Origin of the sequence: Acinetobacter larvae, assembly GCF_001704115.1 — a bacterium.
In the GTDB taxonomy this organism is placed as follows: domain Bacteria; phylum Pseudomonadota; class Gammaproteobacteria; order Pseudomonadales; family Moraxellaceae; genus Acinetobacter; species Acinetobacter larvae.
Genome location: NZ_CP016895.1, coordinates 464,394 through 480,945 on the forward strand (window position 1 = coordinate 464,394; position 16,552 = coordinate 480,945).

The window sequence follows — 16,552 nt, forward strand, 5'->3', positions numbered from 1 at the left end:
AACATACCATACGTGTAATCAATCTATTCAATCCAAAGTACAGCACAAGTCGCAACGGCTTGTCGCTGCTTGTGCTGGTGACATTGTTATTCGATCTTTGGCTAGACTATGCGGGTCAAGGCTTGTTCTATATCTGCGATTAAGTCCTCTGTTTGTTCAAGCCCAATACAGAAGCGGACCAATATGCCATCGCTCAGATGAGCGTGTTCGCATGCACGCATTTTATGGATTTGGTAATACATCACTAGGCTAATTGGTCCTCCCCAGCTAAAGCCGATTTTAAATAACTGCAGTTGTTCAATAAATTGTTTGACCTGTGCCAAGCTATAGTCTGCTTTAAAAATAACACTGACCAGACCTGCGGCGAGCCCTGTTGGGCAGAGTTGTTGCCAATGTTGATGACCTGGGCTATCTGGCAGGGCAGGATGCAAGACTTGGGCAAAAGCAGTTTGCGTCTTGAGCCAGTTAGTTAATTGCAATGCACTTTGACATTGTTGTTGATAGCGTATACGCATGGAGGATAGGCTGCGTTGGATTTGCGCACAGTCATCGCCGGAGACAGCAATACCTTGTAAAGCATGCATTTTTAATAAACGCAGATGCAGCGGGCGGTGTGTGGTGGTGATTGAACCCATGAGGATATCGCCACCGCCACTGGGGTATTTGGTCAGTGCATGGACACTGATATCGACAGCGCTGTGTGCATCACCGAGATCAAAGGGATTAAAAGCTAACCCAGCTCCCCAAGTATTGTCGAGTGCAGTTAAAATATTGGCTTGTTTGGCTTTGTGAATAAAAGCAAGCAGGTCTGGAAATTCAAGGCTGACCGAACCCGCAGCTTCTAGCCAAAGGAGCTTGCATTGTGCGCTGGGTTGGAAGCTATCAATCGCCATTGGGTTATAAATACCTACATGGATATTGTAGTGTTCCGATAAATACTGTAGGTGTTCTTGATTGGGACCGTAGATATTATCGGGAATCCAAACTTCATCCCCCTGTTTTAATAAGCAGCTATTGACGAGGTTAATGGCTGATAAACCACTGGGTGCTAATAATGTATATTTGCCGCCTTCGATTTGTGCGATTTGATCGGCCAAAGTGTAAGTTGTTGGCGTGCCATGTGTGCCATAACTATAATCATAAGGATCCGTCCAGTGGCGTTGTTCTAGTGCAGCAATATCTGAGAAGATAATTGTTGATGCACGATACAGTGGCGGTTGAATTGTATTTAAGTATTGTGGTGCTAAACGTGTAGCATGTAGAAGTTGGGTTTGGGGGCTATATTTTTTAGACATTAGACGATCAAAATCAACAATAAGAATAGCTTAAGAAAAACATATTTTATCTGTGAGGCAAAGTGAAATCTAAAACAAAAAGCAACAAAAAGCGCAGCTTATACTTAGATACCAAATCGTGACATAGCTTGGTCTTAATTTTGCTAGTTCAGTATCACTATTCTGGTTATTCGCCAGACCGACTGATCAGGCATAAGGACCATTATGATGAATAACATACAGGTACATTTTTTCCAACATGCAGCCGATGAAGGTTTTGGGAATTGTAAGGATTATCTACACAGTCTAGGTGCTCAGCTCAGTAGTACTGAGTTTTTTGCCCTGCCATCTTTATTCGATATCGAACTTGATGCTTTACCTGAGATTGATGATGTCGATTTATTGATTGTGATGGGTAGTTTATTGCAATTGCAAGATGAGCTGTATTATCCATGGCTTAAAACAGAAAAGCGTTGGCTTAGGCGTTATTTGGCAAGTAAAAAGCCATTGATTGCGGTGGGGGTTGGTGCACAAGTCTTGGCCCAGAGTTTAGGGGCAATTGCATCTGATCGAAAGCTGATGGTCTGTGGCTGGCAACAGGTTTATGCTTATGCAGATCGCGTACAGCGCGTAGCACATTTTCAGATGCCACAGCAGACACAGGTCTTACAATGGTATCAACAGGGCTATGCATTGCCACGTGGTGCAATTGCTTTGGCCTATAGTCATGATTATCATCACCAAGCATTTCAGATTGAGCAGCATGTTTTGGCATTTCAATTTCATCCTGAGATCACACCACAGCGTTATCAAAGCCTATGTGAAGAACAGTCACAGCAACTAAAAGATAATGCTGCTCAGTCTTTAAGTTCTCTCGAATGTAAGCAAGTAAACCATCAAGTACATCGTCAGCTAAATGACCAAGTAAATGATCAGTTAAGTCATCAAGTAAATCGTCAGGTAAATGACCAAGTAAATGATCAAGTAAGTCATCAAGATGCTTTGGCACAAGATGATCACCAAGCCGTGCTCATGGGCTGCCGACAAGGAGCTTTGTTATTGCAACGTGCCATTGACTATGTGTTGTCTTATTCTCGGCAAAAACATGTCAAATGCTAGCTTAGCAATCACCAGTCTGTTTTTGACAAGCTTCATCCCATGGGCTGGGGATGTTGTTTTGAGCCATATGGGAGATATTCGAGATACTTGGAGATACAGTTTTAAGGCAGCATGTTCGTAGCATCATAAAAGAGCAAATATCTGCTTTGGGCAACTGTTGTGGTGAAGTCTGTTGTGAAGTCCTGATTTTGATTATTTTACATACAGAGAAGTTGCTATTTTTGTCAATCAAGTCTACTGCAAGTTTATAGCGTTGCTCCTTGGGTTTTAAGTGTTTAATAAATTGATTTATTTGAAAAAAATATCATAGTGCTGTGCGAGCCAAGGATTTAAAAAGAGTGGCGAATATCATTTGCTATCGCTTGCAATAGTGGTTATAATGAGCAGCCCTTTTATGATGAGGGGTAAATAATCACACAATAAGTGGATTATTTAGATCGTTACAGTCGTGGCATCGATCACGACCCTAGTGATTTTCACTGCCTTTGACACTTGCCAACGGGTGAGGTGCGTCAAGGGTGATTCTTTATATATTTGGCTTGGAGTTTACTGGTATGTCTAACCAGAGAATCCGTATCCGTCTTAAGTCTTTTGATCATCGTCTGATTGATCAATCTTCTCAAGAGATCGTAGAAACCGCTAAGCGTACTGGCGCACAAGTTTGTGGTCCAATCCCGATGCCAACTCGCATCGAACGCTTCAACGTTCTAACTTCACCGCATGTTAACAAAGATGCGCGTGATCAATATGAAATCCGCACTTACAAACGTTTGATCGATATCGTGCAGCCAACAGACAAAACTGTTGATGCGTTGATGAAATTAGATCTAGCAGCTGGTGTTGATGTTCAGATCGCATTGGGTTAAGGCTTTCGGTTAATTAACACTCTAAGTTAATTAAGCCGCTTTTTAAGAGGTTTACACACATGGCTATTGGTTTAGTCGGTCGTAAGTGCGGTATGACCCGTATCTTCACAGATGCCGGCGTCTCTGTGCCTGTAACAGTGATCGAAGTTGATCCAAACCGTATCACTCAAATTAAAACGCTTGAAACTGATGGTTATCAAGCGATTCAGATTACTACAGGCGAACGTCGCGAATCTCGTGTAACAAATGCTCAGAAAGGTCACTTTGCGAAAGCGGGTGTTGCTGCTGGTCGTTTGGTTCAAGAATTCCGTGCTACTGAAGCTGACCTAGAAGGTCGTGAAGTTGGTGGTACTATCGGTGTTGACTTGTTTACAGTAGGTCAAGTTGTTGACGTAACTGGTCAGTCTAAAGGTAAAGGTTTCCAAGGTGGTGTTAAACGTTGGAACTTCCGTACCCAAGATGCTACACATGGTAACTCTGTTTCTCACCGTGTTTTAGGTTCTACAGGTCAAAACCAAACACCTGGACGCGTGTTCAAAGGCAAGAAAATGGCTGGGCACCTAGGTGCAGAACGCGTTACAGTTCAAGGTCTTGAAGTTGTTTCTATCGACGCTGAACGTTCAGTACTCGTTGTAAAAGGTGCAATTCCTGGCGCAACAGGTGGTGACGTTATCGTTCGTCCTACAATCAAGGCCTGAGGGGAAATAACGTGAATTTAAAAACTGTTTCCGGCTCTGCTGTTGAATTGTCTGAAGTTGCTTTCGGACGCGAATTTAATGAAGCGCTTGTACACCAAGTGGTTACAGCTTATTTAGCTGGTGGTCGTCAAGGTTCTCGCGCTCAAAAATCACGTGCAGACGTATCTGGCGGTGGTAAAAAACCATTCCGTCAAAAAGGTACTGGCCGCGCTCGTGCTGGTTCTATTCGTAGCCCAATCTGGGTGGGTGGTGGTAAAACTTTTGCTGCTCGTCCACAAGATTGGTCTCAAAAAGTTAACCGCAAAATGTACCGCGGTGCAATGCAATGTATCTTAGCTGAACTTGTTCGCCAAGATCGTCTTGTATTGGTTGAAGAGTTTGCTGTTACAGCACCTAAAACTAAAGAATTGCTTGCAAAACTAAACGACTTGAACGCTACTCGTGCATTGATCGTTACTGACGCTGTAGATGAAAACCTATATCTAGCTGCACGTAACCTTCCACACGTTGATGTGGTTGATGCGACTGCTATCGATCCTGTTGGTTTGATTGCGTTTGATAAAGTTGTTATGTCTGTTGCTGCTGCTAAGAAAATTGAGGTAGAACTCGGATGAACAACGAACGTTTATATCAAGTCCTCAAAGGACCAGTGATTTCAGAAAAAGCACAAGTTTTAGGCGACACTGCTGGTGTTCAAGTTTTTACTGTTGCACTTGATGCAACTAAGCTTGAAGTTAAAAAAGCAGTAGAGCAATTATTTGGTGTTGAAGTTGTGAAAGTAAACACAACAATCACTAAAGGTAAGACTAAACGCTTTGGTAAAACATTAGGACGTCGTTCTGATGTTAAAAAAGCATACGTCACCCTGAAAGCTGGCCAAGATGTTGAAATGGCTGACTTGGGCGATACCGCTGAAAGCGCAGCGGAATAAGGACGAAAATTATGCCGATTCAAAAATGTAAGCCAACGTCTCCAGGACGTCGCTTTGTAGAGAAAGTGGTTCATCCACATCTCCATAAAGGCGCGCCATATGCACCGTTGGTAGAAGCTAAAAAACGTACTGGTGGTCGTAATAACAACGGTCATATTACAACTCGTCACGTTGGTGGTGGTCATAAGCAACACTATCGTCTTGTCGATTTCAAACGTAATAAAGATGGCGTTCCAGCTGTTGTTGAGCGTATTGAATACGATCCAAACCGTACTGCACACATCGCATTGTTGAAGTATGCTGACGGTGAACGTCGTTATATTATTGCGCCGAAAGGTTTACGTGCTGGCGATAAAGTACAATCTGGTAACGATGCACCAATTCGTACCGGTAACTGCTTGCCACTACGCAACATGCCAATCGGTTCTACACTACACAATATCGAACTTAAGATTGGTAAAGGCGCGCAAATTGCTCGTTCAGCTGGTACTTCGGTTCAGTTGTTGGGTCGTGACGGTTCTTACGCCATCATTCGTTTGCGTTCAGGCGAAATGCGTAAAGTACACGTTGAATGCCGTGCTGTAATTGGTGAAGTTTCTAACCAAGAAAGCAACCTACGTTCATTGGGTAAAGCTGGTGCTTCACGCTGGCGTGGTGTTCGTCCTACCGTTCGTGGTATGGCGATGAACCCGATTGATCACCCACATGGTGGTGGTGAAGGGCGTAACAAAGGTATTCAACCTGTAAGCCCATGGGGTCAAAAAGCGAAAGGGTACAAGACACGTACCAATAAGCGTACGACTAAGATGATCATTCGCGACCGTCGCGTTAAGTAACAAGTAAAGGAATCTGACAATGCCTCGTTCTCTGAAAAAAGGCCCATTCGTCGATGCGCACTTGTTCGCTAAGGTTGAAGCGGCTGTAGCGAGTAATTCTCGTAAGCCGATCAAAACTTGGTCGCGTCGTTCGATGATCCTCCCAGATTTTGTTGGTTTAACAATTTCTGTTCACAATGGCCGTAACCATGTTCCAGTGATTGTATCTGAACATATGGTTGGTCATAAACTCGGTGAATTCGCGCCAACTCGTACCTATCGTGGTCACGGTGTTGACAAGAAGTCTAAACGTTAAGGTGCTCACAATGGAAGTAACTGCTAAATTACGCGGTGCCGCCATCTCGGCACAAAAAGCACGTTTGGTTGCAGACCTTATTCGCGGCAAATCTGTTGCGCACGCTTTAAACATCTTGAACTTCAGCAACAAAAAAGCTGCTGTTCTTGTGAAAAAAGCTTTGGAATCTGCAATTGCTAACGCTGAACATAACAACAGTTTAGATGTAGACGATCTTAAGGTTTCTACGATTTACGTTGACGAAGGCACTAGCCTGAAACGTATTATGCCACGTGCTAAAGGCCGTGCAGATCGTATTACCAAACGTACTTGTCACATCACCGTTAAGGTAGGGGTTTGATATGGGTCAGAAGGTTCATCCAATCGGTATCCGCCTAGGTGTTGTGAAACGTCATAACGCTAACTGGTATGCGAATCCGAAACAATATGCTGAATACTTGCTTAAAGATCTTCAAGTTCGTGAGTTTTTAATTAAAAAACTTAAGAATGCGATGGTAAGCAATATTCTTATCGAACGCCCAACAGGCGCAGCTAAAGTAACCATTAGTACTGCTCGTCCTGGTATCGTGATCGGTAAAAAAGGCGAAGATATTGAAAAATTACAGCGCGAACTTACTCAAATTATGGGTGTTCCAGCGCAAGTAAGCATCAATGAAATCGATCGCCCTGACTTAGACGCACGTCTTGTTGCTGAAGCTATTGCTTCTCAACTTGAAAAACGTGTTATGTTCCGTCGCGCGATGAAGCGTGCGGTACAAAACACCATGCGTGCTGGTGCGAAGGGTATCAAAGTTGAAGTTTCAGGCCGTTTAGGTGGTGCAGAGATTGCGCGTACTGAGTGGTATCGTGAAGGTCGTGTACCTTTACATACGCTTCGTGCAGACATCGATTATGCAACTATGCGTGCAGAAACAACTTACGGTACGATTGGTGTTAAAGTTTGGATTTTCCGTGGTGAAATCTTGGGTGGCATGAAACAAGTCATGAACCCAGCACCAGCTGAAGAACGTCCAGCTAAACGCGGTCGCGGTCGTGGTGAAGGTCAAGAGCGTCGTGGTCGTCGCAATGATCGTTCTGCTGAAAAAGGAGAATAATCCATGTTGCAACCTAAACGTACTAAATTCCGCAAGGTGCAAAAAGGCCGTAACACTGGTCTAGCAAATCGTGGCAGTACAGTATCATTTGGTACTATCGCATTGAAATCAGTTGAACGTGGTCGTATGACTGCGCGTCAAATTGAAGCAGCGCGTCGTACCATCAGCCGTCGTGTAAAACGTGGTGGTAAGATTTTCATCCGCGTATTCCCAGACAAACCAATTACACAAAAACCATTAGAAGTACGTATGGGTAAAGGTAAAGGTAGTGTGGAATACTGGGTTTGTGAAATCAAACCAGGTAAGATCCTGTACGAAATGGAAGGTGTGAACGAAGAATTAGCAAGAGAAGCGTTTGCGCTTGCTGCTGCTAAACTTCCGTTTAAAACCACTATCGTGACTCGGACGGTAATGTAATGAAAACTAAAGATCTACGTGAAAAGTCGGTAGAAGAGTTGACAGCTTTGCTTGATGAGCAGCAGTTGAACCAATTCCGTCTTCGTATGGCTAAAGCTACTGGTCAATTGGGCAAATCGCACGAAGTGCAAGTTGCTCGTAAAGCAGTTGCTCGTATTAAGACCCTCCTTACCGAAAAACAGGGGAACGGACAATGAGTGAAAATACAGTCCGCACGTTAACCGGCAAAGTCGTAAGCGACAAAATGGACAAGTCTATTGTTGTTCTTATTGAACGCCGCGTTCAACACCCGTTGTATGGCAAATTACTTCGCCGTTCAACAAAATTACACGCTCATGATGAGAACAACACTGCTAAATTAGGCGATGTTGTGACCATTAAAGAAAGCCGCCCAATTTCTAAAACTAAAGCTTGGACTTTGGTTGAAGTGGTTGAAGCAGCTGCTGAGTAATTAGACGTTCTTGTTGCATCATCGGACAGTTTCGAGTATTCTTTGTTCCTTTCGAAATTGTGACCGGTGATGCTCGGTTTTGGAGTAGGGCAATGATTCAGACCGAAAGTATGCTCGACGTAGCAGATAACAGCGGTGCGCGCCGGGTACAATGTATTAAAGTACTAGGTGGTTCACATCGTCGTTACGCTTCTGTTGGCGACATTATTAAAGTTACTGTAAAAGAAGCGATTCCTCGTGGCCGTGTTAAAAAAGGCGACGTGATGAATGCTGTTGTTGTACGTACAAAGTTCGGCGTGCGCCGTCCAGACGGTTCAGTGATCCGTTTTGATGACAATGCTGCTGTAATCTTGAACAACAATAAGGCTCCGATTGCAACTCGTATCTTTGGACCAGTGACACGTGAACTTCGTACTGAACAGTTCATGAAAATCATTTCATTGGCTCCTGAAGTTCTATAATAGAGGCAATCATGGCTAAGATTAAGCAAGGCGATCAAGTAATCGTGATCGCAGGTAAAGAAAAAGGCAAACAGGGGACTGTTTTGTCTATTTCAAATGATCGAGTTAAGGTCGAAGGTCTTAATTTGGTGAAGAAGCATCAAAAGCCGAATCGTGTAACTGGCGCCGAAGGCGGTATCGTGACACAAGAAGCTTCGCTTCACATTTCTAATGTGGCAATTTTAAATGCTACAACCCAAAAGGCTGATCGTGTTGGTTATCAGGTTGTTGACGGTGTGAAAACACGTGTTTACAAATCTTCTGGTGAATCAGTGGCGACAGCGAAGTAATAGGTTGAATAGGCAATGGCCAGACTTAAAACACGCTATAACGAAGAACTCAAAGCTCAATTACAAAAGGAATTGGGCCTAGAGAATGTAATGCAGATCCCTCGCATTACCAAAATCACCCTTAACATGGGTGTAGGTGCTGCTGCAGCTGATAAGAAATTATTAGATGGTGCGCTTTCGGACATGCAAGCAATTGCTGGTCAAAAACCAGTGCTTACACTTGCACGTAAATCAATCGCTGGTTTCAAAATCCGTGATGGTTGGCCAATCGGTTGTAAAGTAACTTTACGCGGCAACCAAATGTACGAATTCTTGGACCGTTTGATCTCAATCACAATCCCGCGTATCCGTGACTTCCGTGGTTTCTCTGCGAAATCATTTGATGGTCGTGGTAACTACTCTATGGGTTTGAAAGAGCAAATCGTTTTCCCTGAAATCGATTTTGACAAGATTGATCGTATTCGTGGTATGGATATTACTATCACTACTACTGCTCGCACCGATGACGAAGGCCGTGCGCTTATGCGTGCATTCGGCTTCCCGTTCAAATAAGAGGTCGATATGGCTAAGAAAGGTATGATTAATCGCGAATTAAAACGCGAGAAAACAGTTGCTAAATTTGCTGCAAAACGTGCTGAATTAAAAGCAACGATTGCAAATATCAATGCAAGCGACGAAGAGCGTTTTGAAGCGATGTTAAAGTTACAAGCATTGCCACGTAATGCGTCTCCTGTACGTCTACGTAACCGTTGTGGTCTGACTGGTCGTCCACATGGTTATTTCCGTAAGTTCGGCTTAAGCCGTAACAAATTACGTGACACAGTAATGCAGGGTGATGTACCAGGCGTGGTTAAGGCAAGCTGGTAAGGGGCGACAATAAATGAGTATGCAAGATACTGTTGCCGACATGCTAACCCGTGTTCGTAACGCTCAAATGGCAAAAAAACAAACTGTTTCTATGCCAAATTCAAAGTTAAAAGTTGCTATCGCAAATCTACTACAACAAGAAGGTTATATTTCTGATGTTGCAGTAGGTGAAGAAGACGGTAAAGCAACCTTAACGATTACTTTAAAATATTTCGAAGGCAAGCCAGTTATTGAAACTGTGAAACGCGTAAGCCGCCCAGGTCTACGTCAGTATCGCGGTAAAAATAATCTACCGAGCGTTAAGCAAGGTTTGGGTATTGCAATTGTTTCTACAAGCAAAGGCATCATGACTGACCGTGCAGCACGCGCTGCTGGTGTTGGTGGTGAAGTTGTTGCTTTTGTTTCTTAATAGGTGATTCCTCATGTCTCGTGTGGCTAAAGCCCCAGTAACTGTACCAAATGGTGTAACAGTTACTCAGAACGGCCGGCAGGTCGAAGTGAAAGGCAGCAAAGGTACATTGTCTTTCAACCTGCATGCGCTGGTCGAGCTTAAACAGGAAGACGGTACATTAAGCTTTGCTCCTGCAAAAGAGTCGAAAGACGCTTGGATGCAAGCTGGTACTGCTCGCGCTGTATTGAACAACCTTGTAAAAGGTGTTAGCGAAGGTTTTGAACGTAAGTTACAACTGATTGGTGTTGGTTATAAAGCTGCGGTTAAAGGTAACGTTGTTAACCTAAACCTTGGTTTTTCTCACCCAATCGATTACACCCTTCCTGAAGGTGTAACTGCAGAAACGCCAAGTGCAACTGAAGTTGTACTTAAATCGGCTAACAAACAATTGTTAGGTCAAGTGGCTGCTGAAATCCGTGCATACCGCGCACCAGAACCATATAAAGGTAAAGGTGTTCGTTATTCGGATGAAGTTGTTCTTCGTAAAGAAGCTAAGAAGAAATAAGGCGCGAGGTTCTTATGAACGAAAAGAAACAATCCCGTTTGCGTCGTGCGAAAAGCACACGCTTGCACATCCGTGCATTGGGTGCGACTCGTTTGTGTGTAAACCGCACTCCGCGTCACATCTATGCGCAAGTTATTTCAGCAGATGGTGGCAAAGTATTGGCGCAAGCTTCTACTTTGGACGCTACATTGCGTGCTGGCGCAACTGGTAATATTGAAGCAGCGACTAAAGTAGGTGCTTTAATCGCAGAACGTGCGAAAGCAGCAGGCGTAACCAAAGTTGCGTTTGACCGTTCTGGTTTTAAATATCATGGTCGTATCAAAGCCTTGGCTGATGCTGCCCGTGAAGGCGGCTTGGAGTTCTAATCATGGCGAAAGTTGAACAAAACGAAGGTCTCGTTGAAAAGCTGGTTGCCGTTGATCGTGTAGCCAAGGTGGTAAAAGGTGGTCGTATTTTCTCCTTCACAGCATTGACTGTTGTTGGCGATGGTAATGGTCGTGTAGGTTTTGGTCGTGGTAAAGCACGTGAAGTTCCAGCTGCTATTTCTAAAGCACTTGAAGCTGCTCGTCGTAACATGATCTCTATCGAGCTTGCTGACGGCACTTTACAACACCCAATTCATGCTCGTCATGGCGCTAGCCGTGTTTTCATGCAACCTGCATCTGAAGGTACTGGCGTAATCGCTGGTGGTTCTATGCGTGCTGTATTGGAAGCTGCCGGTGTGCGTAACGTATTGACGAAATGTTATGGTTCTACGAATGCTGCAAACGTTGTAAACGCGACTTTCAATGGTCTGCGTGATATGACTACACCTGAAAAGGTGGCTGCTAAACGTGGTCTTTCAGTAGAACAAATTTTAGGGTAATCAATCATGAAAACGATTAAAGTTACCCAGACTAAATCTTCTTCGCATCGTTTAAAAAATCATAAACTTTGCCTACAAGGTTTAGGTCTGCGTCGTATTGGTCATACTGTAGAAGTGCAAGATACGCCTTCTAACCGCGGTATGATCAACAAAGTCTACTATATGGTTACTGTAGAGGAATAAGCCATGACTCTGCGTTTAAATGAACTTGCACCTGCAGAAGGTGCTAAACGCGAAAATCTTCGCGTAGGTCGTGGTATCGGTTCTGGTGTTGGTAAAACTGGTGGTCGTGGTGTAAAAGGTCAAAAATCACGTAAAAGTGGTGGTGTCCGTCCAGGATTCGAAGGTGGTCAAACAGCATTATACCGTCGCTTACCTAAATTCGGTTTTACCAGCCAAATCGCTTTGAAAACTGCTGAAGTGCGTTTGTCTGAATTATCTAAAGTTGAAGGCGACATCGTTAGCCTTGAGACTTTAAAAGCGGCTAACGTTGTACGTAAAGATATGTTGCGTGCGCGTGTCGTGCTTTCAGGTGAAATCACTCGTGCATTCACTGTACAAGGTGTTGCTGTGACTAAAGGCGCTAAAGCTGCGATTGAAGCAGCTGGCGGTAAAGTCGAGGAGTAATGGCCAGTGAGTATGTCTCCTAGTTCTTCCGATCATGTACATTTGATGAAAGGACAACCATTTTACGTGAAATATCGTGAAATCATACGCCGGTTAATGTTTTTGATTGGTGCCTTGGTTGTGTTTCGACTAGGAGCGCATATTCCGTTGCCAGGTATTGACAATGTCGCCCTAGCACAGTTTTTCAAGGACAATGAAGGTACATTCTTGGGCTTGTTTAACATGTTCTCCGGTGGTGCATTGGAACGCATGTCAATTTTTGCGCTGGGTATCATGCCTTACATCTCTGCATCGATTATCGTGCAGTTGATGTCAACCGTGGTACCTTCACTGGAAGCCTTGAAAAAGGAAGGTGAGCAGGGTAAGCGTAAGATTAACCAATATACACGTTATGGCACGTTATTTCTGGCCTTGGTACAAGGGGTCGGGATGTGTGCAGGTCTGATTAGCCAAGGGATTACCCTCAGCACAGGCGTCGCATTTTTTGTTCCAGCTGTCACCTCTTTGGTTGCAGGTACCATGTTCCTGATGTGGTTAGGTGAACAAATTACCGAACGTGGCATTGGTAATGGGATCTCCATGATCATTTTTGCTGGTATTGTAGCCGGTTTACCAAACTTAATTTTGCAGGCGATTTCATCTGCAGATAGCGGTGGTAACCTTGGCTTAATTGGCTTAACGATTTTTGGTGTACTCTCGATCGCTGTACTTGCTGCTGTGGTGTTTATTGAAAAAGCACAACGACGCATTCCTGTCAGCTATGCTCAAAAGCAACAAGGTCGTCATGTCGTTACACAAAAAAACCATTTACCACTAAAAATTAACATGGCAGGGGTGATACCAGCAATTTTTGCAAGTTCGCTGTTATTATTTCCCGCAAGTTTAGGTCAATGGTTGGGTAGCACAGATCCGAATGCAGGATTTGTAAGACAGACCTTGCAAGAATTGGCCTTAGTTTTATCGCCTGGCAAGCCTTTATATTTGGTGCTATTCGGTGCGTTAATTATCTTCTTCTGTTATTTCTATACGGCATTGCAATTTAGCCCTAAAGAGGTTTCTGAGAATTTGAAACGTAGCGGAGCTTATGTGCCTGGTATACGCCCAGGTGAGCAAACTGCTCGTTATTTAGATCATATTCTTAGTCGTTTGACTTTTATCGGTGCAATTTACATTACTGTAATTTGTTTGATGCCGATGGTCTTGCAAAGTTCTTTTGGTATTTCATTCCATTTGGGTGGTACTTCTTTGCTGATCGTTGTTGTTGTCGTGATGGACTTTATGTCTCAGCTACAGGCGCATCTCACTTCGCATCAATATGACAACCAAACACTAATGAAGAAAACGACTGCTCATCCTAAGGGATAAGCGCACTTAGAGGTTTCATCATGAAAGTACAAGCTTCTGTAAAGAAAATATGTGGTAGCTGTAAAGTTATCCGTCGTAATGGGGTTATCCGCGTAATTTGTAACGCAGAACCTCGTCATAAGCAGCGTCAAGGTTAATTTAATTAAGACCTGTTGATTTCAGTAGGCAAATTAGGTTAATATCCGCCCCTCAAAGCTTTTTGTGGGGCGGTTGATTATCTCTACTGCCTTTTTGGAGAAAATTGAATGGCTCGTATTGCCGGTGTAAACATTCCGGATAACAAGCACGCTGTTATCTCTCTCACGTACATCTTTGGTGTAGGTCGTCATACTGCTCAGACTATTTTGGCTGCTGCGGGTATTGCACCGACTACTAAAATCCGTGAATTGGATGATGCTCAGCTTGATGCGATTCGTGCAGAAGTTGCTAAGGTTCCTACCGAAGGTGATTTACGTCGCGAAATTTCCATGAACATCAAACGTTTAATGGATCTAGGCTGCTACCGCGGTCTTCGTCATCGTCGCAGCTTGCCTGTCCGTGGTCAACGCACCAAAACTAACGCACGTACCCGTAAAGGTCCGCGCAAACCTATTAAAAAGTAAGATTTCTGGAAGCTAAAAGATGGCAAAAGATACTCGCGCACGCAAGAAGGTCACTCGTACCGTCTCTGAAGGTGTTGCACACATTCACGCGTCTTTTAATAACACCATTGTAACGATTACCGATCGTCAAGGTAATGCATTGGCTTGGGCCACCTCAGGTGGACAAGGCTTCCGTGGTTCACGTAAATCAACTCCGTTTGCTGCTCAGGTAGCTGCTGAAGTTGCTGGTAAAGCAGCTTTAGATTACGGTTTGAAAAACTTGGACGTCCTTGTAAAAGGTCCTGGTCCTGGTCGTGAGTCTGCGGTTCGTGCATTAGGTGCAGTGGGTTATAAGATTAACAGCATTACCGATGTGACTCCGATTCCGCACAACGGTTGCCGTCCACCTAAAAAACGTCGCGTGTAAGGAGAAACATTCATGGCTCGTTATATTGGTCCAAAATGCAAACTCTCTCGTCGCGAAGGGACAGACCTGCAGCTCAAATCTGGCGTTAAACCATTTGACGTCAAAACTAAAAAACATGCTAAAGCGCCTGGCCAACATGGTCAAAGTCGTGCAAAACAATCTGAGTATTCACTACAATTACGCGAAAAACAAAAAGTACGTCGCATGTACGGTGTGTTAGAGCGTCAATTTAGTAATTACTATAAAGAAGCAGCTCGTGTAAAAGGTGCAACAGGTGAAAACTTGTTGAAATTGCTTGAAAGCCGCCTTGATAACGTCGTTTATCGCATGGGTTTTGGTTCTACACGTGCAGAAGCTCGTCAGCTTGTATCTCACCGCAGCATTACGCTAAATGGTCGTCGTGTTAACATCGCGTCTATTCAAGTGAAAGCTGGTGATGTAATTGCAGTTCACGAAGGTGCTAAACAACAATTACGTATTAAAAACGCAATTGAGTTAGCAGCTCAACGTGGTATTCCTTCGTGGATGGAAGTAGATCACTCTAAACTTGAAGGTACATTTAAAGCTGCTCCAGATCGTTCTGATTTACCTGCTGAAATCAACGAAAGCTTGATTGTAGAATTGTATTCTAAATAATCCTTGAGGTAGCAATAATGACGCGTACTGCAAACGAGTTTCTTACTCCGCAAGCGATCAAGGTCGAAGCGGCAAGCGGGACCTCGGCAAAAGTGATTCTGGAACCTTTAGAGCGTGGTTTTGGCCATACTTTGGGTAATGCTTTACGTCGCATCCTATTGTCTTCTTTACCTGGCGCTGCTGTGGTTGAAGTTGAAATAGAAGGTGTCGAACACGAGTACAGTACTTTAGAAGGCTTGCAGCAGGACATCGTCGAGCTCTTGCTGAACCTAAAAGGGTTGTCTATTAAGCTGTTCGATCAAAACGAAGCATATTTAACATTAGAGAAACAAGGTCCAGGTGATGTCACTGCGGCAGACCTGCGCTTACCTCATAATGTTGAAGTGGTTAATCCAGATCACTTAATTGGTACTTTGAGTGCATCAGGCGCATTGAAAATGCGTTTGAAAGTAGCTCAAGGTCGTGGTTATGAAACATCTGATTCACGTTTCCCTGAAGGCGAAACTCGCCCAGTGGGTCGTTTACAATTAGATGCGTCTTATAGCCCAGTTGAGCGTGTGTCCTATACCGTAGAAAATGCGCGTGTAGAACAACGTACCGATTTGGACAAACTTGTTATCGATCTTGAAACAAATGGTACCGTTGATCCCGAAGAAGCAATCCGCAAAGCGGCAACAATCTTGCAACAACAAATTGCAATTTTTGTTGATCTTCAGAAAGATCAAGCACCAGTTGCACAAGAACCTCGTGAAGAAGTTGACCCGATCTTGCTTCGTCCAGTAGATGATCTAGAGCTAACTGTTCGTTCTGCTAACTGTTTGAAGGCAGAAAATATTTACTACATTGGTGATCTTGTACAACGTACTGAAGTTGAGCTATTAAAAACGCCTAACTTAGGTAAGAAATCGTTGACTGAGATTAAAGATGTTTTGGCTTCAAAAGGCTTACAACTCGGCATGCGTTTAGAGAACTGGCCACCAGCTAGTCTCCGTATGGACGATCGTTTCGCCTATCGTAGCCGCTAATTAAGTAGGACTATCACCATGCGTCATCGTAATAGTGGTGTGAAATTAGGCCGTACCAGCAGCCATCGTAAAGCGATGTTCCAAAACTTGACGAATTCTTTAATTGAGCATGAGTTGATCAAAACAACTGTGCCTAAAGCAAAAGAATTACGTCGCGTTGCTGAGCCTTTAATCACGCTTGCGAAAAACGATACTGTAGCAAACCGTCGTTTAGCGTTTGCTCGTACTCGTTCCGCTGCAACTGTTGGTAAATTATTTACCGTTTTAGGCCCTCGTTACAAAGAACGTAATGGCGGTTATCTACGTGTTCTTAAAGCTGGTTTCCGTGCAGGTGATGCTGCACCGATGGCTTATGTTGAGCTAGTAGATCGTGAAGTGAATGCTTCAGCTGAATAATGTTTAACATTATTTGCGAAGGCCAGTGTTAAAGCT

Annotated in this window: 29 protein-coding genes and 1 pseudogene; 29 read left to right on the forward strand and 1 reads right to left on the reverse strand. The window is 43.9% G+C overall.

Annotated elements, in window-relative coordinates:
• Window positions 1–101: 101 nt before the first annotated feature.
• Window positions 102–1,295 (reverse strand): PLP-dependent transferase, encoded by a 1,194-nt coding sequence (locus tag BFG52_RS02060; protein ID WP_067551964.1) that lies wholly within the window; start codon window positions 1,293–1,295, stop codon window positions 102–104.
• A gap of 204 nt (window positions 1,296–1,499) precedes the next feature.
• Here BFG52_RS02060 and BFG52_RS02065 point away from each other — a divergent pair, with 204 nt between their 5' ends.
• From BFG52_RS02065 to rplQ, 29 genes and pseudogenes are all read left to right on the forward strand, one after another.
• Window positions 1,500–2,393, forward strand: a complete 894-nt coding sequence (locus BFG52_RS02065) for a type 1 glutamine amidotransferase (protein ID WP_081408592.1) — start codon at window positions 1,500–1,502, stop codon at window positions 2,391–2,393.
• Window positions 2,394–2,947: 554 nt separating this feature from the next.
• On the forward strand, window positions 2,948–3,259 hold the full coding sequence (rpsJ, locus tag BFG52_RS02070; protein WP_004725677.1) for a 30S ribosomal protein S10: 312 nt from the start codon (window positions 2,948–2,950) through the stop codon (window positions 3,257–3,259).
• A 59-nt stretch (window positions 3,260–3,318) separates the two neighbouring features.
• Window positions 3,319–3,957 carry a 50S ribosomal protein L3 gene (gene rplC, locus BFG52_RS02075; RefSeq protein ID WP_067551970.1) on the forward strand — a complete coding sequence of 213 codons (639 nt, stop codon included), beginning with the start codon at window positions 3,319–3,321 and terminating at the stop codon, window positions 3,955–3,957.
• Between the two features lie 11 nt (window positions 3,958–3,968).
• Window positions 3,969–4,571, forward strand: coding sequence for a 50S ribosomal protein L4 (gene rplD / locus BFG52_RS02080; protein ID WP_067551974.1), 603 nt, complete (start codon window positions 3,969–3,971; stop codon window positions 4,569–4,571).
• On the forward strand, window positions 4,568–4,888 hold the full coding sequence (rplW, locus tag BFG52_RS02085; RefSeq protein WP_067551977.1) for a 50S ribosomal protein L23: 321 nt from the start codon (window positions 4,568–4,570) through the stop codon (window positions 4,886–4,888). The genes rplD and rplW overlap by 4 nt, the downstream gene beginning before the upstream one ends.
• Before the next feature lie 11 nt (window positions 4,889–4,899).
• The gene (gene rplB / locus BFG52_RS02090; protein ID WP_067551980.1) at window positions 4,900–5,724 is read left to right on the forward strand and encodes a 50S ribosomal protein L2; all 825 of its coding nucleotides are present in this window, start codon (window positions 4,900–4,902) and stop codon (window positions 5,722–5,724) included.
• A 19-nt stretch (window positions 5,725–5,743) separates the two neighbouring features.
• A complete protein-coding gene (gene rpsS / locus BFG52_RS02095; RefSeq protein WP_004869548.1) occupies window positions 5,744–6,019 on the forward strand; it encodes a 30S ribosomal protein S19 in 276 nt (91 codons plus the stop codon).
• Window positions 6,020–6,029: 10 nt separating this feature from the next.
• Window positions 6,030–6,359, forward strand: coding sequence for a 50S ribosomal protein L22 (gene rplV / locus BFG52_RS02100; protein WP_067551984.1), 330 nt, complete (start codon window positions 6,030–6,032; stop codon window positions 6,357–6,359).
• Between the two features lies 1 nt (window position 6,360).
• Window positions 6,361–7,177: pseudogene (gene rpsC / locus BFG52_RS02105) on the forward strand (30S ribosomal protein S3).
• Window positions 7,117–7,530, forward strand: coding sequence for a 50S ribosomal protein L16 (gene rplP / locus BFG52_RS02110; protein WP_067551990.1), 414 nt, complete (start codon window positions 7,117–7,119; stop codon window positions 7,528–7,530). Before rpsC ends, rplP begins: the two are co-directional and overlap by 61 nt.
• Window positions 7,530–7,727, forward strand: coding sequence for a 50S ribosomal protein L29 (rpmC, locus tag BFG52_RS02115; RefSeq protein ID WP_067551992.1), 198 nt, complete (start codon window positions 7,530–7,532; stop codon window positions 7,725–7,727). Before rplP ends, rpmC begins: the two co-directional genes overlap by 1 nt.
• The gene (gene rpsQ, locus BFG52_RS02120; RefSeq protein ID WP_067551995.1) at window positions 7,724–7,981 is read left to right on the forward strand and encodes a 30S ribosomal protein S17; all 258 of its coding nucleotides are present in this window, start codon (window positions 7,724–7,726) and stop codon (window positions 7,979–7,981) included. The genes rpmC and rpsQ overlap by 4 nt, the downstream gene beginning before the upstream one ends.
• A gap of 92 nt (window positions 7,982–8,073) precedes the next feature.
• A complete protein-coding gene (rplN, locus tag BFG52_RS02125; RefSeq protein ID WP_067551997.1) occupies window positions 8,074–8,442 on the forward strand; it encodes a 50S ribosomal protein L14 in 369 nt (122 codons plus the stop codon).
• Between the two features lie 11 nt (window positions 8,443–8,453).
• The gene (gene rplX, locus BFG52_RS02130) at window positions 8,454–8,771 is read left to right on the forward strand and encodes a 50S ribosomal protein L24 (RefSeq protein ID WP_067552005.1); all 318 of its coding nucleotides are present in this window, start codon (window positions 8,454–8,456) and stop codon (window positions 8,769–8,771) included.
• A 15-nt stretch (window positions 8,772–8,786) separates the two neighbouring features.
• Window positions 8,787–9,323 carry a 50S ribosomal protein L5 gene (rplE, locus tag BFG52_RS02135; protein WP_067552008.1) on the forward strand — a complete coding sequence of 179 codons (537 nt, stop codon included), beginning with the start codon at window positions 8,787–8,789 and terminating at the stop codon, window positions 9,321–9,323.
• Between the two features lie 9 nt (window positions 9,324–9,332).
• Window positions 9,333–9,638, forward strand: coding sequence for a 30S ribosomal protein S14 (gene rpsN / locus BFG52_RS02140; protein ID WP_067552010.1), 306 nt, complete (start codon window positions 9,333–9,335; stop codon window positions 9,636–9,638).
• Between the two features lie 13 nt (window positions 9,639–9,651).
• Window positions 9,652–10,047: a 30S ribosomal protein S8 gene (gene rpsH / locus BFG52_RS02145; RefSeq protein WP_067552012.1), complete on the forward strand. Its 396-nt coding sequence runs from the start codon at window positions 9,652–9,654 to the stop codon at window positions 10,045–10,047.
• 13 nt (window positions 10,048–10,060) lie between these two features.
• Complete coding sequence (rplF, locus tag BFG52_RS02150; protein WP_067552014.1) at window positions 10,061–10,594, forward strand: 50S ribosomal protein L6; 534 nt, start codon at window positions 10,061–10,063, stop codon at window positions 10,592–10,594.
• Window positions 10,595–10,608: 14 nt separating this feature from the next.
• The gene (rplR, locus tag BFG52_RS02155; protein WP_067552017.1) at window positions 10,609–10,959 is read left to right on the forward strand and encodes a 50S ribosomal protein L18; all 351 of its coding nucleotides are present in this window, start codon (window positions 10,609–10,611) and stop codon (window positions 10,957–10,959) included.
• A 2-nt stretch (window positions 10,960–10,961) separates the two neighbouring features.
• A complete protein-coding gene (gene rpsE / locus BFG52_RS02160; protein ID WP_067552019.1) occupies window positions 10,962–11,459 on the forward strand; it encodes a 30S ribosomal protein S5 in 498 nt (165 codons plus the stop codon).
• A gap of 6 nt (window positions 11,460–11,465) precedes the next feature.
• The gene (gene rpmD / locus BFG52_RS02165) at window positions 11,466–11,642 is read left to right on the forward strand and encodes a 50S ribosomal protein L30 (protein ID WP_067552021.1); all 177 of its coding nucleotides are present in this window, start codon (window positions 11,466–11,468) and stop codon (window positions 11,640–11,642) included.
• Between the two features lie 3 nt (window positions 11,643–11,645).
• Complete coding sequence (gene rplO, locus BFG52_RS02170; RefSeq protein ID WP_067552023.1) at window positions 11,646–12,086, forward strand: 50S ribosomal protein L15; 441 nt, start codon at window positions 11,646–11,648, stop codon at window positions 12,084–12,086.
• A 45-nt stretch (window positions 12,087–12,131) separates the two neighbouring features.
• The gene (gene secY / locus BFG52_RS02175) at window positions 12,132–13,451 is read left to right on the forward strand and encodes a preprotein translocase subunit SecY (protein WP_171257356.1); all 1,320 of its coding nucleotides are present in this window, start codon (window positions 12,132–12,134) and stop codon (window positions 13,449–13,451) included.
• A gap of 20 nt (window positions 13,452–13,471) precedes the next feature.
• Window positions 13,472–13,588: a 50S ribosomal protein L36 gene (gene rpmJ, locus BFG52_RS16560; RefSeq protein ID WP_017395330.1), complete on the forward strand. Its 117-nt coding sequence runs from the start codon at window positions 13,472–13,474 to the stop codon at window positions 13,586–13,588.
• 108 nt (window positions 13,589–13,696) lie between these two features.
• A complete protein-coding gene (rpsM, locus tag BFG52_RS02180; protein ID WP_067552032.1) occupies window positions 13,697–14,053 on the forward strand; it encodes a 30S ribosomal protein S13 in 357 nt (118 codons plus the stop codon).
• A 19-nt stretch (window positions 14,054–14,072) separates the two neighbouring features.
• Window positions 14,073–14,459 (forward strand): 30S ribosomal protein S11, encoded by a 387-nt coding sequence (gene rpsK, locus BFG52_RS02185; RefSeq protein WP_004281491.1) that lies wholly within the window; start codon window positions 14,073–14,075, stop codon window positions 14,457–14,459.
• Between the two features lie 12 nt (window positions 14,460–14,471).
• A complete protein-coding gene (gene rpsD / locus BFG52_RS02190) occupies window positions 14,472–15,095 on the forward strand; it encodes a 30S ribosomal protein S4 (RefSeq protein WP_034587451.1) in 624 nt (207 codons plus the stop codon).
• A 17-nt stretch (window positions 15,096–15,112) separates the two neighbouring features.
• On the forward strand, window positions 15,113–16,120 hold the full coding sequence (locus tag BFG52_RS02195; protein ID WP_067552039.1) for a DNA-directed RNA polymerase subunit alpha: 1,008 nt from the start codon (window positions 15,113–15,115) through the stop codon (window positions 16,118–16,120).
• An 18-nt stretch (window positions 16,121–16,138) separates the two neighbouring features.
• Entirely contained in the window at window positions 16,139–16,516 is a 378-nt protein-coding gene (rplQ, locus tag BFG52_RS02200; protein WP_067552042.1) for a 50S ribosomal protein L17, read from the forward strand.
• Window positions 16,517–16,552 lie beyond the last annotated feature (36 nt).